The organism is Streptomyces sp. NBC_00459 (genome assembly GCF_036013955.1).
In the GTDB taxonomy this organism is placed as follows: domain Bacteria; phylum Actinomycetota; class Actinomycetes; order Streptomycetales; family Streptomycetaceae; genus Streptomyces.
Genome location: NZ_CP107903.1, coordinates 4,631,778 through 4,658,213, shown reverse-complemented (window position 1 = coordinate 4,658,213; position 26,436 = coordinate 4,631,778). Strand labels below are relative to the sequence as shown.

At 72.8% G+C, this 26,436-nt stretch carries 23 protein-coding genes; 12 read left to right on the top strand and 11 right to left on the bottom strand.

Features of this window, described 5'->3' with window-relative positions; all coding sequences use genetic code 11:
* Positions 1 to 55: 55 nt before the first annotated feature.
* Positions 56 to 541 carry an FMN-binding protein gene (locus OHN74_RS20345; RefSeq protein WP_327695983.1) on the bottom strand — a complete coding sequence of 162 codons (486 nt, stop codon included), beginning with the start codon at positions 539 to 541 and terminating at the stop codon, positions 56 to 58.
* Between the two features lie 7 nt (positions 542 to 548).
* Positions 549 to 1,901 (bottom strand): ferredoxin reductase family protein, encoded by a 1,353-nt coding sequence (locus OHN74_RS20340; RefSeq protein ID WP_327695982.1) that lies wholly within the window; start codon positions 1,899 to 1,901, stop codon positions 549 to 551.
* Positions 1,902 to 2,146: 245 nt separating this feature from the next.
* On the opposite strand from OHN74_RS20340, the gene OHN74_RS20335 reads away from it, so the two are divergent.
* Both OHN74_RS20335 and OHN74_RS20330 read left to right on the top strand, forming a co-directional pair.
* Positions 2,147 to 2,899, top strand: a complete 753-nt coding sequence (locus OHN74_RS20335; RefSeq protein WP_327695981.1) for a response regulator transcription factor — start codon at positions 2,147 to 2,149, stop codon at positions 2,897 to 2,899.
* Positions 2,896 to 4,398, top strand: coding sequence for a sensor histidine kinase (locus OHN74_RS20330; RefSeq protein ID WP_327695980.1), 1,503 nt, complete (start codon positions 2,896 to 2,898; stop codon positions 4,396 to 4,398). Before OHN74_RS20335 ends, OHN74_RS20330 begins: the two co-directional genes overlap by 4 nt.
* Positions 4,399 to 4,455: 57 nt before the next feature.
* Here the strand turns inward: OHN74_RS20330 and OHN74_RS20325 are convergent, their stop codons facing one another.
* A complete protein-coding gene (locus OHN74_RS20325) occupies positions 4,456 to 5,733 on the bottom strand; it encodes an SH3 domain-containing protein (protein WP_327695979.1) in 1,278 nt (425 codons plus the stop codon).
* Positions 5,734 to 5,934: 201 nt separating this feature from the next.
* Here OHN74_RS20325 and OHN74_RS20320 point away from each other — a divergent pair, with 201 nt between their 5' ends.
* On the top strand, positions 5,935 to 6,741 hold the full coding sequence (locus OHN74_RS20320; RefSeq protein WP_327695978.1) for a M23 family metallopeptidase: 807 nt from the start codon (positions 5,935 to 5,937) through the stop codon (positions 6,739 to 6,741).
* A 43-nt stretch (positions 6,742 to 6,784) separates the two neighbouring features.
* On the opposite strand, the gene OHN74_RS20315 is transcribed toward OHN74_RS20320, so the two are convergent.
* The 3 genes from OHN74_RS20315 to OHN74_RS20305 form a co-directional block, all read right to left on the bottom strand.
* Positions 6,785 to 8,329, bottom strand: a complete 1,545-nt coding sequence (locus OHN74_RS20315; RefSeq protein WP_327695977.1) for a serine/threonine-protein kinase — start codon at positions 8,327 to 8,329, stop codon at positions 6,785 to 6,787.
* A complete protein-coding gene (locus OHN74_RS20310) occupies positions 8,326 to 9,126 on the bottom strand; it encodes a serine/threonine protein kinase (RefSeq protein WP_327695976.1) in 801 nt (266 codons plus the stop codon). Before OHN74_RS20310 ends, OHN74_RS20315 begins: the two co-directional genes overlap by 4 nt.
* Before the next feature lie 215 nt (positions 9,127 to 9,341).
* Positions 9,342 to 10,487 (bottom strand): hypothetical protein, encoded by a 1,146-nt coding sequence (locus tag OHN74_RS20305; protein ID WP_443060565.1) that lies wholly within the window; start codon positions 10,485 to 10,487, stop codon positions 9,342 to 9,344.
* A gap of 471 nt (positions 10,488 to 10,958) precedes the next feature.
* On the opposite strand from OHN74_RS20305, the gene OHN74_RS20300 reads away from it, so the two are divergent.
* The 7 genes from OHN74_RS20300 (at position 10,959) to OHN74_RS20270 (ending at position 17,803) form a co-directional block, all read left to right on the top strand.
* A complete protein-coding gene (locus OHN74_RS20300; protein WP_327695975.1) occupies positions 10,959 to 11,900 on the top strand; it encodes a hypothetical protein in 942 nt (313 codons plus the stop codon).
* Between the two features lie 81 nt (positions 11,901 to 11,981).
* Positions 11,982 to 12,404, top strand: a complete 423-nt coding sequence (locus OHN74_RS20295) for a hypothetical protein (RefSeq protein ID WP_327695974.1) — start codon at positions 11,982 to 11,984, stop codon at positions 12,402 to 12,404.
* A 191-nt stretch (positions 12,405 to 12,595) separates the two neighbouring features.
* Positions 12,596 to 13,927 (top strand): NAD(P)/FAD-dependent oxidoreductase, encoded by a 1,332-nt coding sequence (locus OHN74_RS20290; RefSeq protein WP_327695973.1) that lies wholly within the window; start codon positions 12,596 to 12,598, stop codon positions 13,925 to 13,927.
* Positions 13,924 to 14,655 carry a DUF1365 domain-containing protein gene (locus OHN74_RS20285; RefSeq protein WP_327695972.1) on the top strand — a complete coding sequence of 244 codons (732 nt, stop codon included), beginning with the start codon at positions 13,924 to 13,926 and terminating at the stop codon, positions 14,653 to 14,655. The genes OHN74_RS20290 and OHN74_RS20285 overlap by 4 nt, the downstream gene beginning before the upstream one ends.
* Positions 14,652 to 16,016: a class I SAM-dependent methyltransferase gene (locus OHN74_RS20280; RefSeq protein WP_327695971.1), complete on the top strand. Its 1,365-nt coding sequence runs from the start codon at positions 14,652 to 14,654 to the stop codon at positions 16,014 to 16,016. Before OHN74_RS20285 ends, OHN74_RS20280 begins: the two co-directional genes overlap by 4 nt.
* An 8-nt stretch (positions 16,017 to 16,024) precedes the next feature.
* On the top strand, positions 16,025 to 16,843 hold the full coding sequence (locus OHN74_RS20275) for a DUF1295 domain-containing protein (RefSeq protein WP_327700198.1): 819 nt from the start codon (positions 16,025 to 16,027) through the stop codon (positions 16,841 to 16,843).
* A gap of 141 nt (positions 16,844 to 16,984) precedes the next feature.
* The gene (locus OHN74_RS20270) at positions 16,985 to 17,803 is read left to right on the top strand and encodes an alpha/beta fold hydrolase (RefSeq protein WP_443060416.1); all 819 of its coding nucleotides are present in this window, start codon (positions 16,985 to 16,987) and stop codon (positions 17,801 to 17,803) included.
* 210 nt (positions 17,804 to 18,013) lie between these two features.
* On the opposite strand, the gene OHN74_RS20265 is transcribed toward OHN74_RS20270, so the two are convergent.
* From OHN74_RS20265 to OHN74_RS20245, 5 genes are all read right to left on the bottom strand, one after another.
* Entirely contained in the window at positions 18,014 to 18,682 is a 669-nt protein-coding gene (locus OHN74_RS20265; protein WP_327695970.1) for a fasciclin domain-containing protein, read from the bottom strand.
* A 100-nt stretch (positions 18,683 to 18,782) separates the two neighbouring features.
* Positions 18,783 to 20,405 (bottom strand): sulfite oxidase, encoded by a 1,623-nt coding sequence (locus tag OHN74_RS20260; protein WP_327700196.1) that lies wholly within the window; start codon positions 20,403 to 20,405, stop codon positions 18,783 to 18,785.
* Between the two features lie 190 nt (positions 20,406 to 20,595).
* On the bottom strand, positions 20,596 to 21,348 hold the full coding sequence (locus tag OHN74_RS20255) for an anti-sigma factor (RefSeq protein WP_327695969.1): 753 nt from the start codon (positions 21,346 to 21,348) through the stop codon (positions 20,596 to 20,598).
* On the bottom strand, positions 21,345 to 21,929 hold the full coding sequence (gene sigK, locus OHN74_RS20250; protein ID WP_327695968.1) for an ECF RNA polymerase sigma factor SigK: 585 nt from the start codon (positions 21,927 to 21,929) through the stop codon (positions 21,345 to 21,347). Before sigK ends, OHN74_RS20255 begins: the two co-directional genes overlap by 4 nt.
* A gap of 153 nt (positions 21,930 to 22,082) precedes the next feature.
* A complete protein-coding gene (locus tag OHN74_RS20245) occupies positions 22,083 to 23,288 on the bottom strand; it encodes a L,D-transpeptidase (RefSeq protein WP_327695967.1) in 1,206 nt (401 codons plus the stop codon).
* A gap of 247 nt (positions 23,289 to 23,535) precedes the next feature.
* Here OHN74_RS20245 and OHN74_RS20240 point away from each other — a divergent pair, with 247 nt between their 5' ends.
* Together OHN74_RS20240 and murJ are read left to right on the top strand one after the other, a co-directional pair.
* Positions 23,536 to 24,732 (top strand): lipid II:glycine glycyltransferase FemX, encoded by a 1,197-nt coding sequence (locus OHN74_RS20240; protein WP_327695966.1) that lies wholly within the window; start codon positions 23,536 to 23,538, stop codon positions 24,730 to 24,732.
* A gap of 119 nt (positions 24,733 to 24,851) precedes the next feature.
* Positions 24,852 to 26,417 carry a murein biosynthesis integral membrane protein MurJ gene (gene murJ / locus OHN74_RS20235; RefSeq protein ID WP_327700195.1) on the top strand — a complete coding sequence of 522 codons (1,566 nt, stop codon included), beginning with the start codon at positions 24,852 to 24,854 and terminating at the stop codon, positions 26,415 to 26,417.
* Positions 26,418 to 26,436 lie beyond the last annotated feature (19 nt).

Here is a 26,436-nt window from a genome sequence, read left to right as displayed (position 1 = left end):
TTCATGCCGCGATCGGCGTGCGAATGTCTCCCGGAGCGGAACTCCCCGGGCGCTGTCAGCCGCCCGCGGAGTCCAGGGCCGACTGGAGTGACCGGCGGTAGCCGTCGCTGGTGTAGGTGGCTCCGGAGACGGTGTCGATGTCGGCGCTCTGGGCGGTGAGGGCCTCCCTGGTCAGCTGCGGGACGGCGTACGCGTTGATCTGCTGGTCCCTCGGGTTCTCCTGCGGATAGGTGATCGCGGTGACGTCGGTGAGCTTCCCGTTCGTCAGTGTGGCGCGGACCTGGACGGGGCCGTAGCGCGTCTGGACCGGGTCGCCGGTGAGGGTCCGGGTGCCGGTGGCCGAGCCGCTCGATCCGCCCGACCCGGTTGCTCCACCCGACGGGCTCGGACTGCCGGACGGTGCCGGGGAGTTCGCCGACCCGATGGCGACCGCCGGTGTCGTGTGCGGCTTCAGCGACAGCAGCAGCACCATCCCGGAGACGGTCGCGGCGCTCGCCAGGGCGATGCGGCGCAGTGGACGGTTCTTCCTCAACGTGTGCAAGAGGGCCTCACAGCTCGAAGGACTCGTGGTGGATACGGCGGTCGGGGACCCCGGCGGCGCGCAGCGCCTCGTACAGGTCCCGGGCGAATCCGTACGGGCCGCACAGGTACACGTCGTGGGCGTCCAGGTCGGGCACGGCCGCCCGCAGGGCGGGGGCCGAGAGGTCCGGGCGCCGGCCGTCCGGGCCGTTGAGCGCGTAGAGCACCCTCGCCCCGCGCCACCGTGCGACGGCCTCCAGTTCCCCGCCCAGGGCGAGGTCCTCGTTCGTACGGGCGCGGTAGAGGAGGGTGACGTCGCCGGGCAGCGTCTCGAACAGGGCCCGCAGCGGGGTGATTCCGGCGCCGCCCGCGATCAGCAGGGACCTGTGCGAGGTCTGCCGGTCGGCGGTCAGCGCCCCGTAGGGGCCCTCCGCCCAGACCCGGGTGCCCGGCCGGAGCAGGGACACGGCGGCACTGTGGTCGCCGAGCGCTTTGACGGTGATGCGCAGCAGACCGGGGCGCGGCGGCGCCGACAGGGAGTACGGCGTGGAGGTCCAGCGCATGCCCTCGGTGAGGAACCGCCAGCGCAGGAACTGCCCCGGCCGTACGCCCATCTCGTCCAGTCGCCGACCGGCGACGACGACGGAGTACACGCCGGGCGCCTCCCGGTGCACGGAGTCGACGCGCAGCCGGTGCCGCAGGTTGAGCCGTACCGGGGCGAGGATCCGGAACCACACCACCAGGGCGGCGACGCCCAGGTACAGCGTGTACCAGGCGGCCTGGGCCGCACCGTTGCCGGTGAAGTCGGAGCCCAGGGCGAGCTGGTGACCGAAGGCGAGGAAGACGGCGGCGTACGTGAGCAGGTGCAGGTAGTACCAGAACTCGTGGGCGACCCGGCGGCGCACCGCGCCGGCCGAGACGATCCCGACCGCGAACAGGACGACGGTGCCCGCGGTGGCCTTGAGCATCTCCGGGTAGTCCAGGACCACGGTGAGCGCCTCGTCCAGGAACGAGGAACCGTCCTGGGCGGCGTACCCGAGCAGGATCAGCACGATGTGCGCCACCAGCAGACAGACCGTGTAGCGGCCCGCCCTCGCGTGCCAGCGCGTCACCCGGTCCGCCCCGATCCGCCGCTCCAGCAGCGGAACGCGGGCCATCAGACCGACGAGGACGGCACAGGCGTACCCGCACAGCAGTCCCGCGATCCGCCCGGCTCCCGTGAGCCGGCCGGCCGTGCCGACGACCGACCCCGTGTCGTGCCACCACAGGGCGACCACGGCGGCGGCGCCGGCCCACAAGGCGGCGAGCACCGGCCCGGCGGGGGAACGCCGGGGCGCGGGCGGCGCGGGGGCGACCCTCCGTTGCGCGTACGCCGTAGTCATCCGCGTGTCCCTTCGGCTGTCCGTCCGTACGTCCCGTTGGGCGTCCGGGAGGACACCGTGCCGACGCAACCTCTGAGCCCGCTCTCAGCGCATGGCCCGCTGGACGGCCGAACCCGCAGGTGGGAAGGGCGGTCGGGGGTCCGGGGCCATCGCGGACGAGGAGTCGACTCAGAGGGAACTCAGAGGGAACTCAGAGGTCGGGAACGCGGCAGGGGACGCGGTGGGACCGCATCCTGGTAACCGAGATGAACGCTCCCCGCCCCCGCGGCTTCGGCCGCCCCGCGCTGACCCGGACCGACGGCACCCCGCTCCGGGTCCTCGTCGTCGACGACGACCCCGACCTCGCGGAGGTCCTCTCCGGCGCTCTGCGCTACGAGGGCTGGCAGGTCCGCACGGCGGGCGACGGCGTCTCGGCGCTCGCCGAGGCGCGCGAGCTGCTGCCCGACGCCGTCGTCCTCGACGTCATGCTCCCGGACACCGACGGCTTCGCCGTGCTGCGCTCGCTGCACGCCGTACGCCCCGACGTGTGCGTGCTCTTCCTGACCGCGCGGGACGCCGTCGAGGACCGTATCGCCGGGATCACGGCGGGCGGCGACGACTACGTGACGAAGCCGTTCAGCCTGGAGGAGGTCGTCGCCCGGCTGCGCGGACTGCTGCGCCGGGCCGGTATGGCCCGCCAGACGGAGGAGGACGGCCCACGGCTGATCGTCGGCGACCTCGTCATGGACGAGGAGGCCCGCGAGGTCACCCGAGGCGGCGAACTCGTCGAGCTGTCCCCGACGGAGTTCGAACTGCTCCGCTTCCTGATGCGCAACCCGCGCCGGGTGCTCAGCAAGGCGCAGATCCTCGACCGCGTCTGGTCCTACGACTTCGGCGGACAGGCCCATGTCGTCGAGCTGTACATCTCGTACCTGCGCAAGAAGGTGGACGCCGGCCGCCCGCCCATGATCCACACAGTGCGGGGCGCCGGATACGTGCTCAAGCCGGTGGCCCGGTGAGGGCGCGCGGGTGGCTGCGGCGGTTCCCCCGCCCGCACACGCTGCGGGCGCGGCTCACCGCCGGGCTCGTCGTGCTGCTCGCGGTCAGCTGCGCGGCCGTGGGGGTGGCGGCGGTGGTGGAGCTGAACGGCTTCCTCACCGGCCGCCTCGACCAGCAACTGCGCGAGGCGGGCGCACGGTTCCCCGCGAGCCTGGAGCACGGCGACCCCCTGCCGTTGCCGTCCGACCACGACGGCGACGAGGACAAGGACGGCGACGGTGACACCCGCCGCCAGGCCGCAGGGACGTTCGGCGCCCGGCTGGTCGGCGACACGGTCACCAACGCGGCGGTGGTGGCGTCCGGCAGCGGTACGGGCACGGTGACCGTCGCGCTGAACGCGCGGGACCGGAAACGGCTCGCCGGGCTGCCCGCCGACGGCGAGGGACACACCGTCGACCTCTCGACGCTGGACGACTACCGCATGATGGCGGCCGAGGGCAGGGACGGGGACGTCCTGATCACCGGGCTGCCCACGGAGTCCGTGGAGGCCGCCGTCCACCGGCTGGAACTGGTCGCCGCCGTCGTCCTCGGCGCGGCCCTCGCCGTCGCCGGGGTCGCGGGAGCGCTGTGGGTGCGCTGGTCGCTGCGACCGCTCAGCCGGGTGGCCGCGACCGCCACCCGGGTCAGTGAACTGCCGCTCTCCAGCGGCGAGGTGGAGCTGTGGCCGCGCGCGCCCGGGGCCGATCCGCGCAGCGAGGTGGGACGCGTCGCCGGCGCCTTCAACCTGATGCTCGGCCATGTAGAGGACGCGCTGACGAAGCGGCACGCGAGCGAGGAACGGCTGCGCAGTTTCGCCGCCGACGCCAGCCATGAGCTGCGCACCCCCGTGGCATCGGTGCGCGGTCACGCCGAACTGGCGCTGCTGCACCCGGAACCGGTGCCGCGGAAGGTGGTGCGGGCCCTGGAGCGCATCGAGGCCGAGGCGGCCCGCATGGGCGAGATGGTCGACGACCTGCTGCTCCTCGCCCGCCTCGACGCGGGCCGCCCCCTGGAACGGTTGCCCGTCGACCTGACCCGCCTCGTTCTGGACGCGGTGACGGACGCGCAGGCCGCGGGCCCCGGCCACCGCTGGACGCTGCAACTGTCCGAGGAGCCGGTGACGGTGCCGGGCGACGCCCACCGGCTCCATCAGGTGCTGGCCAACCTGCTGGCCAACGCGCGCCTGCACACCCCCGTCGGCAGCACGGTGACCATCTCGCTGGCGGCCGAGGACACGACGGTCGTACTGAGGGTCCACGACGACGGGCCGGGCGTGGCCGCCGACATCCGGCCCAAGGTCTTCGAACGCTTCACCCACGCCGACCGCCGCCGCACCGGGGGCACGGGCGCCGGAACCGGCGCCGGCCTCGGTCTGTCGATCGTGGCGGCGGTGGCGGAGGCCCATGACGGAAGCGTCACGCTCGAAAGCGGCCCGGGATCGACCACTTTCACCGTCCGGCTCCCCGCGGGTGACGGGTGACTGGTGACGGCTGAGCCGCGGGCCGAAGTCTGCTGCCCGCGGCTCGGTGTGTGCCGGTCAGCACTGCCGGCTGACACCGCCGGTCTCGTCGCCCTTGAGGTAGATACCGCTGACATAGCCGACCCCGCCCGCGTTCAGCGGCAGCCGGACCCACTTGTCGTTGGTGACGCCCTCGGCGGTCACCTTCTGGCCGACCACCCAGCAGTCCGCCGGGTAGGACTGGCCGGGGTACACCTTGCTGACGGGCGGGTTGCACGAAGTCGACGCGCAGGAACGGACGTTGGCCTCGGTCCACGCCGTCACCGTCGTCGAACCACCACCACCGCCACCGTCCGGCATGAAGGTGACGTCCACGTAGTCGTTGTTGGTCATGCCGAGGCCGTCCCAGAAGGTGCCGTCCGCGACGTCGATGCCGGCCGGGTTGGCGGCCCGTCGGCCGAACTCGTCGAGCCCGCCGTTGTAGCCGTTGAGGTACGCCGCCTGGGCCTCGGGGGTGCCCTGCGGCAGGTCCCGCCACATCTCCCGCTGCGCGGGCGGGTTCCAGTAGTCGTCGCGGGTGTTCCACGGGCCGACGTCCCACACGGGCGCGGTCTCGCAGCGGCCCTTGTAGCAGAGGCGGACCTTGTACTCCTGTCCGCCGTTGACCGCCAGCATCCGGCGCGAGGGCAGGGCCACGAAGTGGTCGCGGGGCTGGATGACGTGGCCGTTGGCGGTGGTCCCGCCGACGAGGCCCTCACGGGTGGCGAACAGCCGGTAGGTGGGACCGGACGTGGCCGCCCTGCCGGTGCCCGGGGTCTGCTGCGGCGCGGGCTGCACGGCCGCCGCGGCGACGGTGACCGCGTGGACGGTGGGTGACGCTCCGCCGGGCACGCCGAGCAGGGTGAGCCGGACCTGGAGGAGGGAGACCGCCTGCGGCAGCCGGACCGCGCCGCCGGCGCCCGTGGCCCGCCACTGCGTCCAGGTGCCCGGGTGGTTGCTGCCCCGGACCTCGGTCTGCACCCTGGTGCCGGCGGGGACCTTCGCCTTCGTCCGTACGGTGAACGCGGTGAGCTGGCGGCCGAGGCTTCTGCCGGGCGACGTGTAGACGGCGGAGGCGCCGGGCACCGACCGGGTCCGGCCTCTGCTGTCCTTGACGGTGATCCCGTCCGGACGGCGGGCGACGTTGCCCCGGTCGGCCTCCGGTCCCGCCAGGTCGATGCGCCAGCTGTCCTGGGGCTTCGGAGTCTGTGCGGCGGCGGGCGGCGCCGTCAGACCCATCAGGACGAGCAGCAGGCACACGACCTGCGTTCCCCACAGCGGCGTACGCCACTTGGCGGGCATGGATACGACAGGCACGGATTTCCCCTCGGTGGATGTGGACGAGGGGCCCAGGACTACCGCCCCGCCCGGGGCACCGTCTCTCCGCAAACTTACGGATGCCGCGCGAGGCCGCCGCGCGTCTAGGGTCCGTGGACCGGCCCCGCTCCACGACGGGCTGAGGCCGGAGCACCTCACCCGACGGCTCGTCAGAAGCCGCTACCTCATGGGAGAAACCACGTGCGTCTCGCTCTGCGCGGCATGAACCTACGGGCCGGGCTGCTGGCCGCGGCGGCCCTGCTGCTGCCCCTCGCGGTGGCCGCCCCCGGACACGCGGCGACGAACGGCACCGCCGCCGCCACCGCCTACGCCGGATCCTGCCCGGCCGCCGGTGTGGTCACCCAGGGCTACAGCAGCGGCCACGACGGTGTCGACATCGCGAGCTCGCTCGGCACCCCGATCCACGCGGTCGGCGCCGGCGAGGTCATCGCCTCCGGCCCCGCTCAGGGCTACGGCCAGTGGATCCGCATCCTGCACTCCGACGGCACCGTGACCGAGTACGGCCACATGTACCAGCGGGACGTCTCGGTCGGCCAGCAGGTGTCGGCCGGTCAGCGCATCGCCCTGATGGGCTCCGAGGGCGACTCCACCGGCGTCCACCTGCATCTGCGGGTCCGGGTCGGCACCTCCACCTCGGTCCGCGGCATCGACCCGGTCCCCTACCTGCGCGACCGCGGAGTCGAGCTGCCGTGCACGCCCGGCGGCGGCGGTGGCGGTGGCGGTGGTGGTGGTTCGACGACGGTGACGGCGTGGACCGAGGCCAACGTCCGTTCCTGCGCGTCGACTTCGTGCAACCCGCCCGTCAGCAAGGTGTACCCCGGCCAGTCCTACCCGGCGGACTGCTGGGTGGTCGGCCAGAAGGTGACCGCCGAGGGCGTCACCAACGACAAGTGGGTCCGGCTGCCGCTGAACGCGGGCGGGGTCGGCTATGTCAGCGGTATCTACCTCAAGGGCGACGAGACCGGCGGTGTCAGCCGGCAGTGCTGACCGGCACACACCGAGCCGCGGGCAGCAGACTTCGGCCCGCGGCTCAGCCGGTCGCGCAGGCTGGGACGACGGGCCGGCTCCTGGTCCGCACGTCGGGCAGCCAGGCGGTGGCCCGCACGGTCTCCGTGTCCTTCTCCGCACCCTCGTCCGCCGTGGCCAGCCGCACCCGGTACCACCGTGACGACCGGACGCCCGTCTCGTCGGTGACGGGGACCCCGCGCTCCAGACCGCACTCGACGGCGAGGACGTCGCCGTGCCACACCCGGGTCTCCACCACGTTGTCCAGGACGTACGGCGTGGCGGGGTCGATGGCGAGGCCGAGGCTGCACATCGGGTGCCGGTCGGTGCGGGCGCGGCACTTGGCGTCGGCGTTGTACACGCTCAGCCGCACTTCCGGCGCCGTACGGGGGTCGCCGCCGGAGCCTCCCCACTGCCACCAGGCGGCGCCGCCCGTGCCGAGCAGGGTCAGCGCGGCACCGGCGGCCAGCGCGACGGTCCGTCTGCCGGTCCGCTGCCGGGCGGCGGGGAGGCCGTCCCCGTCGGCGGCGGTCCGGACGCGTGCCAGCAGGCTCTCCCCGGTGTGCGCCGCACGCTCGGTGTGCGCGGGCAGGAGACAGTCGGCGGCCAGGGTGCGCCAGAACTCCGGCACCACGACGTGCAGTCTGAGCGGCGCCCTGCCCTCGGCGTACTCCTGGACCGCCGAGACCCGGGCGGCGAAGGTGGCCCCGGGGAACGGCGAGGCGCCCCCGGTGAACACCTGGTGGATCATCACGCCCAGGGCCCACACGTCGGCGGAGGGCCGTACCTGCACCCCGCGTTCGTCCAGCGGGGCGCGCCAGCGCTCGGGCGGCATGTAGTCGGGCGAGCCGAGGGGCGGGATGTAGCCGTGGGTGCCGCGCGTCCCGTCCAGTTCGACGGTGAGGCCGAAGTCCGAGAGCCGTACCGAACCGTCCGCCATGATCAGTACGTTGTCCGGCTTCAGGTCGCCGTGCACCCAGCCGAGCCGGTGCAGATGGGCCAGCCCCTCGCAGACCTCGGTCACCAGCCGCTCCGCTTCCGGCAGGGGGCTGCCGTCCGCGGCGTCCAGCAGGTCCTGCAGGCTGCTCTCGGCCCGCTCCATGACGAGCACGACGGCGCCGTCCAGCCCGGGCACCCCGGTGTCGCCGAGCACCACGGAGTCCAGCAGCCGCATCAGCCGGGGATGCCGGGCCCGGCTGCCGAACTCGATCTCGCGCCGCACCGTCTCCGCGAGCCGCTCGGCCTGCCGGGGAGCCAGCCCGGAGGTCGGCAGGAACTTCAGCGCGACCCTCGGCCCGGCCCCGGCGCTGTCCTCCGTACCCTCCGCCGCGTCCATCTGCGTGTCGCGGCCCTCGTAGACGCGTCCCCAGCCGCCGTCGGCGATCGGCTCGGTGACCTCCCAGCGGCCCACGCGGAAGCCCCGGGGTATCAGGCGAGCCGTCTCGTCGAGCCCGTCGTGGTCCGGCGCACCGGCCCCGCCGTGACGCGACCCGCCTGCGCCGCCGCCCGTGTTCCCGTCGACCGCGCTCCCGTCGACCGTCCCGTCGTACGTCTCGCTCGCGCTGCTCACCGGTGGCCCCCGGGCTGTGCCGGTTCGGGGAGCGGGAGGCCCGGGGTGCGGGGCGGCAGCAGTGCCAGGTGCTCCTCGCGGACCAGTCCGAAGCGCAGCGCGACGCCGACCACGGCCTCGCGCTTGCCCGTACGCCGTACACCGCCGCCGGTGTCGGCGACGTCCTGCGGCCCGCGCACCCGCAGCTTCTGCTCCGCCAGGTAGTCGATGTGGGCGCTGACCGCCCGTGTGGTCAGCTGCGTCAGCGCCGGGTGGGTGCGCAGGCGTTCCACGACCTGTGGGGTGGTCGGCACGGAGACGGCCGACTCGTCGCGCAGCCGCGGCTCGCAGAGCGCCACCAGGACGAGGAAGTACGTGGCGGTCTCGTCCAGGGAGTAGGCGTTGAGGGTACGGGTGCCCCAGGCGCCGCCGGGATCGTCGGCGTCGAGGTAGACGTGGTCGGGCGCGAACACCTGGAAGCTCACCGTGGAGCCCCGGGTGGGCAGGACGACCCGGGCGAACTCGAACGGGATCGGCGCCCCCGACCGGCGCGGCGGGATCCTCAGGTACTCCCCGGCGCCCTCCGGGTTCTCGACCAGATAGCTGTGGGTGGTGGAGAAGTTGCTGAGCTGCCAGTGGTCCTCCGTCACCCGGATCTCCCCGGCGAGCCGGGAGACGGCCGGGTCGGACAGCAGCAGTTCGACCGGATGCGCCTTGGTGCCCCGGCCGAAGCGCGCGGTCTCTCCCGGTCCCAGGCGAACGGTCGTCGCCGGTTCCGTGGGGTGCGCCGACGGCAAATGGATCAATATGCCGCTCATCTGCAGATTTTCCTTCCCCCGTGTGTCGGCCGGTCAAGCCGCCGGGCATCGTAGCCCCCGGGGGGTACCCCCGAGGCTCGATCGCGCGTGCGTTGGCTGGATTCCACCGGTGCCGGGGACGGCCGTCCGTCCGCTGGTCGGCGCACGGGGAAGGAGACGCAGGGCCCCCGGGGAGTCCGTCCCCGTGAGGCCCTGCGCCGCTTGTCCAGCGCTTTCTACGAGGAACAGACGGGCACACCGGGGAGCTGGTTCCCCGGCGAGCTGATGTAGATGTTGGTGATGTAGCCGCCGTACTGGGGGAGATAGGCCCACCAGGAGTTCGTGTATGGCGGAATGCTGACCTCCTGGCCGAGCCTCTGGCAGCTCACCAGGACGTCCACACCGGCCGGCAGGGTCGTCAGCGGGGTGGAGCCGGCGGTGGTCGGCCCCGGGCGGACGTTCACGCCCGGGCCCCAGGTGCCGAACCAGGTGCCCCCGGGGTGGGCGCCGCCCGGCACGCTGAGGGAGCGGGTGAGCCGGCCCAGGTCCGAGTAGGCCTTGCCGTACGCGGTGCCGTCGGGGTGCAGGGTGAACACGGCCACGATGGAGCGGTCACCGGCCCCGACCGTGCCGGTGGTGTGCAGGGCCTCCTTCGTCAGGTCGACCCCGGCGGCGGCAAGCCGCGTGGACTCCTGTGCGGCCCGCTGTGCGGACTTCTGCGTGGACTGCTGCGCAGCGGCGGCCGGGACGGTCGTCGCGGGCTTGGGGGAGCAGTTGCCGGTGCTGCCGAAGCCGGACCAGCCCTGCTTGACCGTCCACGGCCGCTCGAAGGAGCCCGGGATGCCGAACTGCTGGTCGAACCCGTCGGTGCCGCAGCGCGTGGGCTGCCGCAGGTTGCCCATCACGTAGTCGCGCACCGGCGCGGAGGCGGTGTCCAGGATGTACCGGTAGATCCGTACCGTGTCGGCGGCCGACAGGGCCACGTACCCCCAGTAGTCCTCGTACCCCGCCGGCGGGTTGGCGGTGTCGGCGAGGCCGAGCTGCGTCACCGTGCGGTCGATGATCGCCGTCCGCCCGCCGAGGCTCCAGTAGTAGCTTGCCGCGTTGTCGTCGCTGCTGCGCAGCATCGAGTCCAGCCGGGTGCGGTCGGCGGTGGACAGCGTGCGGGGGTCGCGGGTGCGCAGGTAGTCGAGGGCGATGAGGAGTTTCACCACCGAGGCCGAGCGGAACCGCATGGTCTCGTTGAGTCGTTCGGTGAAGGTCCCGGTCGTACGGTCGAAGACCGCCACACCGGCGGTCACACCCGCCGGTACCTCGGCCTGCGCGGCACGGGCCGGCGCGGCGGTGTCCGGTGCGGCGGTGGCCGCCGGAGCTCCGGTCAGGCCCAGCACGGTCGCGCCCAGGGCGAGGGCGGCACCGAGCCGGCGCAGCCGGGTCCCGCGCCGGTTCGGCGGTCGTCCGGCGGTGGATCCGCCGGGGTGGTTGGTCGGACTGTTCACAGTGGGTTCCCCATTTCACTTGGGCCACCCGGGCGTCGCGGTACGGGCGCAGGCCGGCCCCACGGCTGCGCAGGGACACCTGTCCGCCGTGTCCGCGTACGGGCCGCAGGTGGCGGAAGCAAGCTATGGCGGCCACCGGCCCCGCGGTATCCGGAAGTTGACGGGGTGCCGCATCGGCGCCCCGTACATCGCCACCTGGCTGTTTTGTCGGCACGGTGCCCGATCCGGCGCGGAAAGGGACTCCCGCAAGTTCCGGATGTTCCTCCCGGGCCGCCCCTCACTAGCTTTCGAAGCGTCGGTTCACGGACCGCACAGGCACCACAAGGGACAGAGGCAACAAGGGAGGGAGCCACCGTGCGTGTTGGGGTGGGACTGCGGTGGCTGCTGGCCGCCGCGATGTGCGCGGGTCTGCTGGCCGCGGCCGTCGTGACGATCAGTGGCGGCGACTCGGCGGCCCAGCCGTCCGGGAGGAACGCGGACGCGACGGCCGGGCGGGGCGGACAACCGCCCCGCAAGCCGACGCCGGCGGAGTTGGACGTCCTGCACCGCGCGGAACAACTGCTGATCCGGGACTGCATGGCCGACAAGGGCTTCCGCTACTGGCCCGTCCCCCGGCTGCCGGCACCGGACTACCGCGAATTCCCTTACGGCATCGATGACGCGGCGTGGGCGGCGCGGCACGGTTACGGCCGGGACATCGAGCGGCGTGCCGAACGCGACTGGAAGACCGGCGAGGAGAAGCACTACCTCGACTCGCTTCCGAAGGCACGGTACGAGGTCTACGACGACGCCCTCTTCGGGCCGAGCGAGGGAGGCAACAGGCTCAAGGCCACGCCTCCCATGGGCGGCATCCTCAGCCACAGCGAAAAGGGCTGCGCCGCGGACTCGTGGCAGAGCCTCTACGGGGACGTGCGCGCCTGGTACCGCTCGATCCAGGTGGTGAACGGTCTGCCCGGCATGAGGGTGGGCCGGGTCGCCGAGGACCCGGCGTTCCGCTCCGTGCTCACGAAGTGGCGCGACTGCATGAAGCGACGCGGCCATGCGGCCGAGAATCCCCCGGCGCTGCGCGACATCCGTCTGCGGGACACCACCCGGGGGGCGCAGGCGAAGGACGTCAGGGCTGCCGTGGACGAGGCCGAGTGCAGCCTCGCGACCGGGCTCTCGTCCACGGCGAAGCGTCTGGACCAGCACTACTCGGACGTCCTGTACGGCGAGTACCGCTCGGCGTACGACACGGCACGGCGCATGCAGTCGGACGCCCTGCCCAAGGCTCGCGGTGTGGTCGGCCGGAACTGACACCGCGTAACAGCACGACGAACCCGGCGCATCAACCAATTCACCGACATCACTCACCGACGATCAAAGGACCGAAAGAGCATGAGCAAGTTTCGTACCGTCCTGGTTGGAGCGGCCATGGCCGCCACAGCGCTCCTGGCCACGCCCGGCATCGCCCAGGCCGACGGAGGCTGCAACTCCGGCGAGTTCTGTGCCTACGCCGACGACAACGGGACGACCTACCGCAACGCGGGTAACGACAAGGACTGGCCGGAAACGATCCAGAACAAGCTCGACTGGGTCTCGAACCGGGGCACCGGCAGTTCCTTCGCGCAGGTGAACATCTACTACAACGAGAACTACACCAGCGCCTACGCCTGCCTCGGGCAGGGGCACGACTGGAATCTGCGCAACAACAGCCACACCTTCAACTGGACCGCCGGCAACGCCGACGGCAAGGGCAAGGCCGTCCACGACAACGCGGCCTCCCACAAGTGGGTCAACACCTGCGGCAACAACACCTGATCCCCACCGGCCCGTACCGGGTCGCGCGAGGAGGGTGCACCGGCTCCGGCCGGTGCGCCCTCCTGCGTTCGGCCTCGCACCCCACACGTCTCCACAGGTTGATTCGCCGCCCGGCCAATCCGCCGCCCGACCTGATCCGGATTACGCGGAGATCCCTGACGACAGGGCGGGACCGGGCGGGAGGAGACGCGATGGAACGGACGACGGCGGAGGGGCCGTACGGCCCGGAGCGGACGGTGCGGCAGGGGCGGCGTACGGCCGTGGTGGGTGCCGGGGTGGCGGGGCTGACCGCCGCGTACGTCCTGGGCGGTGCCGGTCACGTCACTCTGTACGAGGCGGACGACCGGCTCGGCGGACACGCGCACACCCACGAGCTGACGTCGCCGTACGACGGACGGGTGCACCGCGTCGACTCCGGGTTCATCGTGCACAACCGGCGCACCTACCCGCAGCTGCTCCGGCTGTTCGACGAGCTCGGCGTGCCCACGCAGGAGTCGGAGATGAGCATGTCGGTGCGGTGCGAGGGGTGCGGCCTGGAGTACGCGGGCGCCCGCGGCCCGGCCGGAGTGCTCGCCCAGCCCCGCAACCTCCTGCGGGGCCCCTATCTGCGCCTGCTGGCCGAGGTGCCCGCCTTCCACCGTGCGGCCCGCCGCCTGCTGGCCGAGGGCGGTGAACAGGGCCAACGGGACCGACAGGCGCTCACGCTCGGGGAGTTCCTGGACCGGGAGGGCTACTCCGCCTACTTCCGCAGCCACTTCATGACGCCGCTGGTGTCGGCCGTGTGGTCCTGCGACGCCGTCACCGCCCAGTGCTACCCGGCCGCCTACCTGTTCCGCTTCCTGGAGCACCACGGGCTGCTGTCGGTGGGCGGCTCCCCGGTGTGGCGCACGGTCACCGGCGGCTCGGGCACGTACGTCGACCTGATCGCCAAGCAACTCGGCGACGTCCGCACCGGCACGCCCGTACGCGCCGTACGACGCCACGCGGACGGCGTCGACGTGACGGCCGGGGACGGCACCACCGAGTCGTACGACGCCGTCGTGATCGCGGTCCACCCGGACCAGGCGCTGCGGCTGCTGGCCGACGCGAGCGAGCGGGAGCGGGAGGTGCTGGGCGCGTTCCGCTACTCCCGCAACACCACTCTCCTGCACACCGACACCCGGCTGCTGCCACGCGCCCGCGGCGCCCGCGCCTCCTGGAACTACCTGATGCCGTCCTGCGCGGCCGACGAGGGCCGGGTGCGGGTCAGCTACGACATGAACCGGCTCCAACGCCTCGACGCCACCGAGACGTTCGTGGTCACCCTGGGCGGCGAGGAACGCGTGGATCCCGGCCGGGTGCTGGCCCGCATGGTCTACGAACACCCCGTCTACACCCCCGAGTCGGTGGCCGCGCAGCAGCGCCTGCCCGAACTGGCCACTGACGTCTGCGTGTTCGCGGGCGCCTATCACGGCTGGGGGTTCCACGAGGACGGCTGCCGCTCAGGCGTCGAGGCGGCGGCGGCCCTGGGGGTGCGCTGGTGAACGCCGAACCGGCCCTCTACGCCTGCGAGATCAGCCACATACGGACGACTCCCCGCCGGTACGCGCTGCGCCACCGCACGTACATGTGGCTCGTCGACCCCGACCACCCGCCCCGACTGCCGCTCCCACTGAGGCCGTTGGCCCGTTTCGACCAGCGCGACCACTTCACCGGCGAGCTGCCCTCCGTCCGGGCCGGCCTGGACGACTTCCTCGCCGGTCACGGCGTACACCTGGACGGCGGCCGGGTGGTGATGCTCACCCACGCGCGGGTGCTCGGGTACGTGTTCAACCCGCTCACCCTCTACTGGTGCCACGGCCCCGACGGGGAACCGCGCTGCGTGGTCGCGGAGGTGCACAACACGTACGGCGGGCGCCACTGCTACCTGCTCCTCCCGGACGAGTCCGCGACCGCGCGCGCCGAGAAGAAGTTCTACGTGTCGCCGTTCTTCCCCGTCGACGGCGGTTACCGCATGCGGGTGCCGCTGCCCGGACAGCGCCTCGACCTCACCGTGCACCTGGACCGCGAGGGCGGCCGGGCCTTCACCGCGACCGTCCGAGGCACCCGGCGCCCGGTGAGCACGGCGTCCCTGCTGCGCCTGGCACTGCGCCACCCCTGGTCCACCCTCGCCGTCTCGGCCGCCATCCGCTTCCACGGCATCCGCCTCTACCTGCGGGGACTGCCCGTCCAGCCCCGCCCCGGACACCCCACCCCGGAGAAAACGACATGAGGACAGCAGAACCCAACACCCCCGACGGCCGCACCACCCCCGCGGAACAGGCTGCCACCCAAGGGCACGGCACCCCGGCCGGGCCCTCGCGTGGCCACCGCGGCCCGGTCGGTCCCACCCCTGGCCACACCACCTCCGCGGACCCCACCCTCTGGCCCGACATCGTCGCCGTACCGGCCGCGTCCCGGGCCCGTACGGCCGTGACCGAGGGCCTCGTCCGGCGGGCCCTCGGCCGGCTGCCGTTGCGGGCCCGGTTCGCCGGTGACGGGGACGTGGGGCTGGGCGGGCCGTTGATCGAGGTGCGCGACCCGGCCGCCTTCCACGCCCGGGTCGGCACCCACGGCCTGGTCGGCTTCGGGGAGTCCTACATGGCCGGCGAGTGGGACGCCCCCGACCTGGTGGCCGTCCTCACCGTGCTCGCCGGGCACGCCGCCGAGCTGATTCCGGCTCCGCTGCAACGGCTGCGCGGCCTGTGGGCGCCGCGCCACCCGCACGACGAGCGCAACACGCCCGACGGCTCCCGCGCCAACATCAGCCGCCACTACGACCTGTCCAACGACCTGTTCGCCCTCTTCCTCGACGACACCCTCACCTACTCCTCCGCCGTGTTCCGGGGATTCCCCGCGAGCTGGGACCGGCTCGCCGCGGCCCAGCAACGCAAGATCGACCGGCTGCTCGACCTGGCCGACGTCGGCGAGGGCACCCGGCTGCTGGAGATCGGCACCGGCTGGGGCGAACTGGCCCTGCGCGCCGCCGCCCGCGGTGCCCGCGTCACCTCGCTCACCCTCTCCCGGGAACAGCGGGCCCTGGCCCGGCAGCGGGTGAGCGCGGCCGGTCTCGACGAGCGGGTCTCCATCGAGCTGTGCGACTACCGCGAGGCGTGCGGGGAGTACGACGCCGTCGTCAGCGTGGAGATGATCGAGGCGGTCGGCGCGGAGTTCTGGCCGGTGTACTTCCGCGCCCTTGACCAGCGGCTGGCCCCCGGCGGCCGAGTGGCGCTGCAGGCCATCACCATGCCGCACGACCGGATGCTCGCGAGCCGGGACACCTTCACCTGGATCCACAAGTACGTCTTCCCCGGCGGCCTCATCCCGTCCACCCGGGCGATCGAGGAGACCGCCCGCGACCACACCGGGCTGCGCCTCGCCCGCCGGGACGCCTTCGGCGCCCACTACGCCGAGACGCTGAGGCTGTGGCGCGAGCGGTTCACCGAGCGCGCCGACGACGTCGTGGCCCTCGGTTTCGACGAGGTCTTCCACAGGCTGTGGACCTTCTACCTGGCCTACTCCGAGGCCGGCTTCCGGGCCGGCTACCTCGACGTGCAGCAGTACCTGTTCACCAAGGAGAACCCCGGCCGATGAACACCACCATGAGCGACTTCCCGTGGCACGCGTTCGCGTTCAACCTGGCCTGGTCCGCCGCCGCGGCCCTCGCGGTCATGCTGGTCACCTTCGCCGTCGCGGTGCGCATGGGCGTGCACCGGATCGTCGACGTCGCCTGGGGGACCGGCTTCGCGGCGGTGGCCGTCGTGACCTTCGCGGCCTCCGCCGGTGAGGGCGACCTCGTACGACGGCTGCTGGTGACCTCGCTGACGGCGATCTGGGGGCTGCGGCTCGCGGTCCACATCGCCCGCCGGGGCCGGGGTCACGGCGAGGACCCGCGCTACGAGAAGATGCTGGCCAGAGCGCCGGGCAGCCGGAACGCGTACGCGCTGCGCATGGTCTACCTCCTCCAGGGCGCGCTCGTCTGGCTGGTGTCCCTGCCCGTGCAGGCCGCGCAGTACGTGCCCGGCCCCCCGTCGGCCCTCGCCTGGGCCGGCAGCGCGCTGTGGGCGGTCGGGATCGGCTTCGAGGCGGTGGGGGACGCCCAACTGGCCCGCTTCCGGGCCGATTCCGCCAACCGGGGCCGGATCATGGACCGCGGGCTGTGGGCATGGACCCGGCACCCCAACTACTTCGGGGACTTCTGCGTCTGGTGGGGCCTGTTCCTGATCGTCTGCGACTCCCCGGCGGGGGCCGCCGTGTCCGTCGTATCGCCGGTGGTGATGAGCCTCCTGCTGACCCGGGGAAGCGGAAAGAGGCTGCTGGAACGCCACATGGCCGACCGGCCCGGGTACGCCGAGTACAAGGCCCGCACGAGCGGCTTCCTCCCGCGCCCGCCGCGACGGAGCGGCCCGGGGACGACGTGACGGACTGGTCATGACGCGTCATGACGGGACGGGGCAGGTCAGGTCGAGGCGGGTCGGGGGAGGATCACCTCCGCGGCCCGCACGACGCGGGACGTGAGGGCCGTAGCGGCCGTGACAGCCGGAGCAGGGGGGCGTGCCGTCGTGCAGCGGGACGAGAGGGACGAGCGGGACGAGCGGGACGAGCGGGACGAGCGGGACGAGCGGGACGAGCGGGACGAGCGGGACGATCAGAGCGGGCGGGACGAGCAGGACGAGCGGTGTGAGACCGGGTTTCTTCCGTCGCCCGGGAACAGGCTGCTCCCGCGACGCAGCCCGATCCGTCCCCGTGCGGCCGTGCTGGTGCTGCACGGTGGGCAGGCGACGAGCGAGCGACGCGCCCGGCCCTGGCTGCTCGCCGCGCTGCGGATGGACCCCGTCGTACGGGCGGTGACCGCTGCCCTGCCGAACGAGGATGTCCTGGTGGCCCAGGTCCGCTACCGCCTCCGCGGCTGGAACGGCGGGCGCGCGGACCCCGTACGGGACACCCAGGAGGCGCTGTACGACCTCGCCGCACTGGCCGGCCCCGTGCCGACCGTGCTGCTCGGCCACTCCATGGGCGGGCGGGCCGCCCTGCGCGCCGCCGGTCATCCCCAGGTGTGCGGCGTCGTGGCCCTTGCACCCTGGTGGCCGCCGGGCGAACCGGTGGAGCAGACGGCGGGCCGGCACGTCGTCGCCCTGCACGGTGAACGTGACCGCGTCACCTCGCCCGCCGACTCGGCGGACTGCGTGCGCCGGGCACGGGGTACGGCGGCACGGGCCGGCATGGCCGTCATCGGCGGCGGCGACCACGCGATGCTGCACCGCCCCCGCTTCTGGCACCGCACCACCGCGGCTCTCGTCGCCCACCTCCTCGACCCCGAGGGCACCCCGGATCCCCTGCCCGAGGAGTGCTACGGGACGGGCGGCTTCCCGGTGCTCTGAGCGGGCGGGCCGCAGTTCAGCGGCCCGCCCGCTTCCACGCGTTGACGAACGCCTTGCACAGGAACCGCTGGAAGGGCCGCGCCCGGAATCCCCTTCCCTTCAGGGAGGGAGGATTCGATCCGTCGGACCCGCCCCGGCCGGGCCTGTGCCGCGGGTACTCGGGAAAACCTCGGGGCGCCACCGAAGCGGCGCCCCGAATCCGACAGTCCGTCAGCTGGTGGGCATGAGAACCGTGTCGATGATGTAGACGTTGGCGTTGGCGGTCTTCACGTTGCCGCAGACGACCTTGGCCGAGTCGTTGACGGTGTAGGACTCACCGGAGCCCGAGGTGGTCACCTTCGACGTCTCCAGGGTGTCGAAGGAGCCCTTCTCCAGGTCCTTGGGGGCCAGCTTCTGGCCGACCACGTGGTAGGTGAGGATCTTGGTCAGCTGGGCCTTGTCGTTGAGAACCTTGTCGAGGGTCGCCTTCGGGATCTTGGCGAAGGCGTCGTTGGTCGGCGCGAACACGGTGATGTTCCGGGCGTTGTTGAGGGTGTCGACGAGGCCGGCCTTCGTCACCGCCGCCACCAGTGTGGACAGCGCGGGGTTGTTGGAGGCGGCGGTGGCCACCGGGTCCTGGGCCATGCCGTCGAACGAGCCGGCACCGCTCGCGGGCACCGACGAACAGGCGGAGCCGAACGGCTGGTCGGCCGTGGCGGCGTCACCGGAACCGGTCATGCCGTCGGCCGGTGTCTCGGCCGGCGCGGACGCCTTCGCCGCGGAGTCGGACCTGGCGGAGTCGCCGCTGTCGTCGGAGCAGGCGCTCAGGGTCAACGGCAGGACGGCCGCGGCGGTGACGGTCACGGCGATGCGACGGATACGACGGGTACGGGTGTTCATTTTTTTCTCCTTTTATCAGTTTTAATTGTCTGTTTTCGGTGCAGCCTGAGCCGCGTCCACAAGGGAGTTGAGGTTGGGTTCAGAGGCGAGGAGCCAGGGATCAGTCGGCGGTCACGACCACCGAGTGCCATCCGCCGGCGCCGTCGGGGATGGTGCGGGCGCGTTTCTCGGTCTGCACCGCGCCGGTGCGGTCGGTGGCGCGGGCGGTGAGGGTGTGGCCGCCCTTGGTGGCCTGCCAGGCGAAGGACCACTGGCGCCAGGTGTCACGGGTGTCCTCGGCGGCGAGCCGGGCCTCCTGCCAGGGACCGTCGTCGACCCGGACCTCGACCCTGTCGATGCCCCGGTGCTGGGCCCACGCGACCCCGGCGACCATGACCGTGCCGGCCCGGGGGCGGGCGAAGGGCCTGGGCGTGTCGATCCGGCACTGCGTCTTGACCGGTGCCCTGCGGGCCCAGCCGCGTCTCACCCAGTAAGGGTCGTAGGCGTCGAACGTGGTGAGCTCGATGTCCTTGATCCACTTGCAGGCCGAGACGTAGCCGTAGAGGCCGGGCACCACCATGCGGACCGGGAAGCCGTGCTCGAAGGGCAGCGGTTCGCCGTTCATGCCCAGGGCGAGGAGAGCGTCACGGCCGTCCATCACGTCCTCCACCGGGCTGCCGATCGTCATCCCGTCGACGGAACGGGCCACCAGCTGGTCGGCCGGCCCGCCCTTCGACGGCGCCTCGACCCCGCACTCGGCCAGCAGATCGGCCAGTCGTACGCCGATCCATCGGGCGTTGCCGACGTACGGGCCGCCGACCTCGTTCGACACACAGGTGAGCGTGATGTCCCGCTCGACCAGCTTGCGCCTCAGCAGGTCGTCGAAGGAGAGGGTGACCGGCCGGACGACACCGGCGCCGTGGATCCGCAGTCGCCAGCTCGTGGCGTCCACCTTGGGCACGACCAGGGCGGTGTCGACGCGGTAGAAGTCACCGTTGGGGGTGACGAAGGGGCTCACCCCCGGGATCCGTAGCCCTGTGCCCCTGGGTACCGCCCGGGCCGGAGAACCCGGTGCGGGCAGCACCACGTTCCGGCGCGAGGCGACCGCGTCCCGACCGCCCGCACTGCTCAGCGAACGGCCGAGCAGACCGGCTCCCGCCGATGCCACCGCCGCGGCGCCCGCCGCGATCACGAAGCCACGCCGGTCCCAGCCCTCACCGGGTTCACGGTCCTCCCCGGGCTCCCGGTCCTCGCGGGACGGCGAGGTGTTGGGCTCGGCGGCCCGTGGTGCGAGACGGCCTGCGAGGACGTACAGCAGTACGGCTCCGGCGGCGGCGCCGGTCACGGAGGGCAGGGCGTCCGTGAGGCCGGTCGAGTCGGGTCTGCCGGTCGCCGCGACCGCTCCGACGACTCCGAACAGCAGCACACCGGCCGCGCCGGTACGCCGGAACCGCAGGGCCAGAGCGCCCAGCGCCAGTGCGAAGAGCGCGAGCACCGCGAGAATCCCGAGCTGGAGAACCAGCTTGTCGTCGGAACCGAAATGCCGGATCGCCCAGTCCTTGACGGCGGCGGGAGTCCGGTCGATCGCCGCACCGCCCACAGCGACGACCGGACCGGCCTGCGGACGCACAGCTCCCGCCACCGCCTCGGCGACCGTGAGCGCCGCAAACCCCGCCAGGACACCGCTGAGCGCGCCGAGCGGCAGCGGTGCCTTCTTCTGGTTCTTGGTCTCGTTCTCGGTCACGTGGGGAATCCGGCCCCGGAAGCCGGGCGGATTGGTCGCCGCCACGAAAGGATGATTTTCCCTTTCCGGCCAATCCGCACCCGCCTCCGCTACGGAAAAAGGACGCGACCCGTCCCCGCCAGGCATCCGTACGGTGCCTGTCCGCCCAGGTTCTCCGTAACGGAGACGGCACGACGGTGTCCCGTTCGGCTCAGCCCGGGAAGGTCATCACGGCGAGCGGTGCGGAGGTGGGTTCCTTCGAGCCGCCGTCGGGTTCGACGGTGATGCCCATTCCCGAGGCCCCGTCGACGGCGCCCCGGAGCAGGATGGCCTGGTCGCTGCGGGCGGGGTCCATCAGGCCGGCCGGACGCATGGCTCCGCCCTCGTCGAACCACAGCTGGTAGACCTTCCCGCCGGGCGGACGGGTCATCCCCGAGACGACGAACACGGCCCTGTCCCGGTCACGGGAGACGACGACCGTACCCGTGGCACCGCCGGTCAGCCCGGCGGCCCGGGTCCTGGCGTCCGGGGCGGCCAGTACGGCGGCGATCTCGTCCGTGACCTGCGTGGCGCGGCGCGCCTGGGCGAGTGCGTCCTCGGCCCGCTGGTGCTGCCAGAGGGCCGTTCCGCCGAGCGCCGTGGCCGCGGCCAGGCAGGCGGCGAGCGCCCACCGGGACAGCGTCCGGGCCCGTGGGCCGGCGCGGACGGCGCGGGACGGGCCCGGTTCGCCGGGGGACTCCTGGCGAACCGCGGTGATCCGGTGCAGCACCTGTTCGCGCAGCCCGGCGGGGGGTGCGGCGGCGACGGCGAGTCCCATGCGGGCCGCGGTCTCGGACAGCTCGGCGGTCTCCTGCGCGCACGCCTCGCAGCCCGTCAGATGACGCTCGAACGCGGTGTTCTCCGCGTCGGACAGGGCGTGCAGGGCGTAGGCGCCCGTCAGCCGGTGCAGATCGGTGGTCGTCACGCGGTCACCCCCAGGCAGTCGCGCAGCCGGATGAGCCCGTCGCGCAGTCGGGTCTTGACGGTCCCCAGCGGAAGCGCCAGCGCCTCCGCCACCTCGCGGTAGGTGAGCCCCCGGTAGTACGCCAGGGTGACGGCCTGCCGTTGGAGCTCGGTCAGCGTGCGCACACACCGCCGTACCTGTTCCCGCTCCAGCCGTGCCTCCACGTGCTCGACCACCTCGTCGTACTCGGGCACCCGGTCCAGCAACGCGGCCTTGTGGTCCCGGGCGGCAGCGGCGTCCACCGAGCGCACCCGGTCCACCGCCCGGCGGTGCGCCAGCGTGAGGATCCAGTTGATGGCCGTGCCCCGGTCGGCCCGGTAGCGGGGAGCGGTCCGCCACACCTCCACCAGCACCTCCTGCGTCACCTCCTCCGACTGCGCCTGATCCCGCAGCACGGAACGCACGACACCCAGCACCGGCCCCGCCACGGCGTCGTAGACCCCGGCGAACGCGTCCTCGTCCCCGAGGGCCACCTGGCCCACCAACTCCTCCAGGGCGGGTCCGGCTGACGGATTTCTGCCGATACTCACTGCTTCTTTCACCGAGGGCCTCCACGGTCGGGACATGTCCGGGCGTAATCCGTTCCTGCCGAGACCTCGGATTGGTTGCACTCTGGGCGAAATCGCAGGCCGGAGATGCGTCTGCCGCCGCACCGGGAGGATCGGGCGCGGCGCCACGAAAGGTGCCCGGACCGCCTATCGGCGCAGCGCGCTCCTCTCCCGCCACTCGGTCCACGACAGGTTCCACGCGCCGAAGCCGTTGCCGGGCGCGACCACGCCCTTGGTGTCCCTGCCGGTGATCTCGAAGGGGTCGCCCGGCCGTACCTGCCCGTAGAACCAGGCCGCGTCCGCGTCGCTCATCCCTATGCATCCGGAACTGTGGTTGGCCCTGCCGAAGTACGGGGCGTTCCACGGGGCGGCGTGCGCGTACATGCCCGACCAGGTCAGCCGCATCGAGTGGTCGACCATCTTGTCGTAGGTGTTGCCCAGGCCCACCGTCTCGGAGTTCATGTTGATCGTGCCCTCCTTGGCCATGAGTACGGCGGTTCCGCGCCAGGAGCGCTTGTCGCCGCCGGGCGTGCCGCCGGAGACCGGTATGCGCCGGACGGTCTCGCCGTCGCGTACGAGGGTGAGCCGGTGGCTGTCGAGGTCGACCTTGACGATCTGCTGGGCGCCGATGGTGAAGGCGGTCGTGTAGTCGCGTACGAACCAGCCGCCGTCGGTGCCCGAGTCGGTGCCGTTCAGCTCGGCGTTCAGCGTGACCTTGGTGCCGGGCTTCCAGTACGTCCGGGGCCGCCAGTCCACCCGGTCCCTGCCCGACCAGTCGGTTATCCAGCCCCAGGATCCCTCGGTGCCGTTCGAGGTGGTGAGTTTGAGCTGCTTCTCGACCTCGGCCCGGTTCCTGACGGGAAAGTCGAAGACCAGGGAGATCGGCTGGGCGATGCCGACGGTGGCGCCCGCCCCCGGTCGCCAGTCGACCTTGTTGACCTTGGCGGCCGGAGCCGTGGTGAAGGCGGCCCTGGTGCTCCTGGTGGTTCCGCCCTCGGTCCGGGTCGCCGCCGTCACCGTGTACGCGGCGCCGGGTACGGACTTGCGGTCGGAGACCCACGACCGGCCGTCGGCGGCGGCCCTGCCGGCGAGCCGGTGGCCCTCGGCGTCGGTGACGGTCACCGAGGTGAGCCTGCCGCCGGTGGCCGTGACCCTCACCGGCCTGCCCGCCGGGACCTGTTCTCCCGTGGGGGTGACGGCGACCGTGACGGGGCGGTCGCCGCCGCCCGGCTTCACCTTGGTCTCCGGGGCGGTGGGGGAGGCGCTCGACGAGCAGGCGGCGAGCGGCGCCAGCAGGGCGGCCACGACGACGGCCCGGACGCGGGCATGGGCGAGTACGCGGGTGCGGGACAACCGAAACGACGGGGACAGCGAGGACAACGCAACCTCCGGGAAGGGCGGGAACGAGGTGGGCCAGAGTCGGCGATGTGGTGACTGTAGATCCGGAAAAACCGAGGTCAGCCGCTGTGGAGCCATGTGACGGCGACTGGTGAGGAACGGTCATCGTCCGGTCACATTCGCCGGACGGAGCGGTCACGGGCCGCTGTGAGCATCCTTTGCGACCCCGCGAAATGCCCGGGGAGAAGGAGAGGACCGGACTGTGTCAGCGCTGCTCGTGCCGCCCAGCCACGTGCCCCAGGCACAACACCCGGGCGTGGCCCTGCGAACCATCACCGCGGAGACCTACCGCGCCTTCCTCGCGTCCCCCGCCGGCGCGGCCCTCGGCGCCGGATTCCTGCAGTGCCCGTCCTGGGCCGACGTCAAGGAGGGCTGGCGCGCCCGACTGCTCGGCTGGGGGCCGGATCCGGAGGCGGGCGAGCTGACGGGCGTGGCCCTGGTGCTGCTGCGGCAGTTCCCCGGCACCCGCAAGTACTTCGCCTACCTTCCCGAAGGGCCCGTCGCCGACTGGAACGACCCCGGTGTCGACGGCTGGCTCGACCCGCTCCTCGAACACCTGCGCAGCGCGGGCGCCTTCGCCGTGCGCATCGGCCCGTCGCCCGCCTACCGGCGCTGGGACGCCGCCCTGCTCAAGCCGCTCACCGGACCGGGTCGACGCCTGGGCGACGTCCTCGCCAGTGAGGTCGACCCGCTCGGCACCGCCGTCGCCGAGCGGCTGCGGGCCCGGGACTGGCGCCGCTGCGGTGGCGACGGGACCGGAGCGGACGGCGACGCCCAGCCCCGGCACGTCTTCCGGGTGCCGCTCGCCGGACGCACCACGGAGGACCTGTGGTCCGGGCTCAACCAGGAGTGGCGCCGCAATGTGCGCCGGGCCCGGAAGGAGGGCGTGGAGGTGGTGGTGGGCAGCGCGGCCGAACTCCCCGAGTTCCACCGGCTGCTGGGCATCACCGAGCGACGCGACGGGTTCCGGCTCGGCCGCTCGCTCGCCTACTACGAGCGTCAGTACGCGGCGCTCAACGCCGAGGAACCAGGCCGGATGAAGCTCTACCTCGCCCGTCATCAGGGAGAGATCCTCGCCGCCCACACGATGATCACGGTGGGCCGCCGGGCCTGGTACCAGACCGGCGCCTCGGCCGACCACCGTCGCGAGGTCCGGCCCTCCAACGCCCTGCAGTGGCGGATGCTGCTGGACGCCCACGCCCTGGGCGCCGACGTCTACGACATGCGGGGGGTGCCCTCCACCCTCGATCCCGAGGAACGCGCGTACGGGCTGCTGCGATGGAAGCTCGGCACCGGGGGACAGGTCGTCGAGACGCTGGGTGAATGGGAGCGACCGTTGGGCGGCAGCGCCAACCACGCGCTCTACCGCGCCTTCCAGGCGTACCTGAACCGCCGATGAAGCAGCGACAGCCACAGCAGAGGACGCCGAGCGTGGCGACCGCGCCGCCGACGGCGGGCGGCAGTACGGCAAGCAGCGGCAGCACGGCAAGTAGCAGCACGGCTCGCAGCAGTGCCGTCATGGCCGTCGGATCCGTCGTCGGCCGGGCCACCGGTTTCGCCCGGTCCGCCGTGGTCGCGGCGGCGCTGGGGACCATCGGGCCCGTCGCCGACGGCTACGCGGTCGGCAACGCCCTGCCCACCATCGTCTACATGCTGCTCCTCGGCGGCTCACTGAACGCCGTCTTCGTGCCCGAGCTGGTCAAGGCCGCCAAGGAGCACGACGACGGGGGTGCCGCGTACACCGACCGGCTCGTCACCGTCTGCGTCGTGGCCCTGCTGGCGATCACCGTGACCGCCGTGTGGGCGGCGCCCGGACTCGTCGACGCGTACACCGACTACACCGGCGGCCAGGCGGCGATGACCGTCGCGTTCGCCCGCTACTGCCTGCCCCAGATCTTCTTCCTCGGACTGTTCACGCTGCTCGGACAGGTCCTCAACGCACGCGGCCGGTTCGGCGCGATGATGTGGACGCCGGTCCTGAACAACGTCGTCGTCATCACCGTCTTCGGCCTGTACCTGGCCCTGTACCTCTCTCCGGGCACGGGGCGCGGAGACACGCTCACCCCGGCCGGGACCGCCGTGCTCGGCTGGGGCACGACCGCCGGTATCGCCGTCCAGGCGCTCGCCCTCGTCCCCGCGCTGCGCGCCGCCCGTTTCCGCTGGCGGCCCCGCTTCGACTGGCGCGGCAGCGGACTGACCCGCCCGCTGCGCTCGGCCGGCTGGCTGGTGCTGCTGGTCCTCGCCAACCAGGCCGCGTACTGGGTCACCACCCGCCTCGCCACCACCGCGGGCCTCGACGGCGGCCCCGGATACGGCGCGTACAACAACGCCTATGCCCTGTGGGTCGTACCCCACGGCATCATCACCGTCTCCGTGGTGACCGCGCTGATGCCCCGGATGAGCGCGGCAGCCGCCGACGGGGACACCGCCGCCGTGCGCCGCGACGTCTCCCACGCCCTGCGCGTCTGCGCCTCGGCGGTCGTCCCCGCCGCCTGCGCGCTGTTCGCCCTCGCCCAGCCGGTGATGGCTCTGGTCTTCGGGTACGGCAGGACCAGCGCCGACGACACGGCCGCCATGGCCGGGATCCTGATGGCCTTCGCGCCGGGACTCGTCGCCCTGTCGGGTCAGTACGTCCTGTCCCGCGCCTTCTACGCGCTCTCCGACACCCGTACGCCGTTCCTGCTCAACCTCGTGATCGTCGCCCTCAACGCGGGACTCTCCCTGGCCGCCGCACATCTGCTGCCGGCCCGCTGGGCCGTGACGGGCATGGCGGCGGCGTACTCGCTCGCGCTGTGCGCGGGCTGGGCGGTGACCGGCCTGGTGCTGAGCCGCCGGCTCGCCGTCGCCCACCCGCTGCGGTCGTCCGCCGTCGGCGCCCACGCGCGGCTGCTGCTCGCCGCCGTCCCCGCCACCGCGCTGGGCCACCTCGCGGCCCTGGGCGCGGTACGAGCGGGGGCCCCGGCCGCCGCAACTGCCGGCGCGGTTGTCGTCGTCCTCACCTTTGCCCTGCTCACCCGTCCGCTGCGCCTGACCGAACTCGACGCGCTGCTCTCCGGCCTGCGCCGGAGACGGACCCGGACCTGACCACCACCTAGGGAGAACC

What these genes read in the sequence shown, in the direction of transcription:
- murJ (WP_327700195.1), top strand. Translation starts at nt 24,852, where the DNA reads ATGGCCGTCGGATCCGTCGTCGGCCGGGCCACCGGTTTCGCCCGGTCC.
- OHN74_RS20295 (WP_327695974.1), top strand. Translation starts at nt 11,982, where the DNA reads ATGAGCAAGTTTCGTACCGTCCTGGTTGGAGCGGCCATGGCCGCCACA.
- OHN74_RS20340 (WP_327695982.1), bottom strand. Translation starts at nt 1,901, where the DNA reads ATGACTACGGCGTACGCGCAACGGAGGGTCGCCCCCGCGCCGCCCGCG.
- OHN74_RS20275 (WP_327700198.1), top strand. Translation starts at nt 16,025, where the DNA reads ATGAGCGACTTCCCGTGGCACGCGTTCGCGTTCAACCTGGCCTGGTCC.
- OHN74_RS20265 (WP_327695970.1), bottom strand. Translation starts at nt 18,682, where the DNA reads ATGAACACCCGTACCCGTCGTATCCGTCGCATCGCCGTGACCGTCACC.
- OHN74_RS20310 (WP_327695976.1), bottom strand. Translation starts at nt 9,126, where the DNA reads ATGAGCGGCATATTGATCCATTTGCCGTCGGCGCACCCCACGGAACCG.
- OHN74_RS20290 (WP_327695973.1), top strand. Translation starts at nt 12,596, where the DNA reads ATGGAACGGACGACGGCGGAGGGGCCGTACGGCCCGGAGCGGACGGTG.
- OHN74_RS20280 (WP_327695971.1), top strand. Translation starts at nt 14,652, where the DNA reads ATGAGGACAGCAGAACCCAACACCCCCGACGGCCGCACCACCCCCGCG.
- OHN74_RS20335 (WP_327695981.1), top strand. Translation starts at nt 2,147, where the DNA reads ATGAACGCTCCCCGCCCCCGCGGCTTCGGCCGCCCCGCGCTGACCCGG.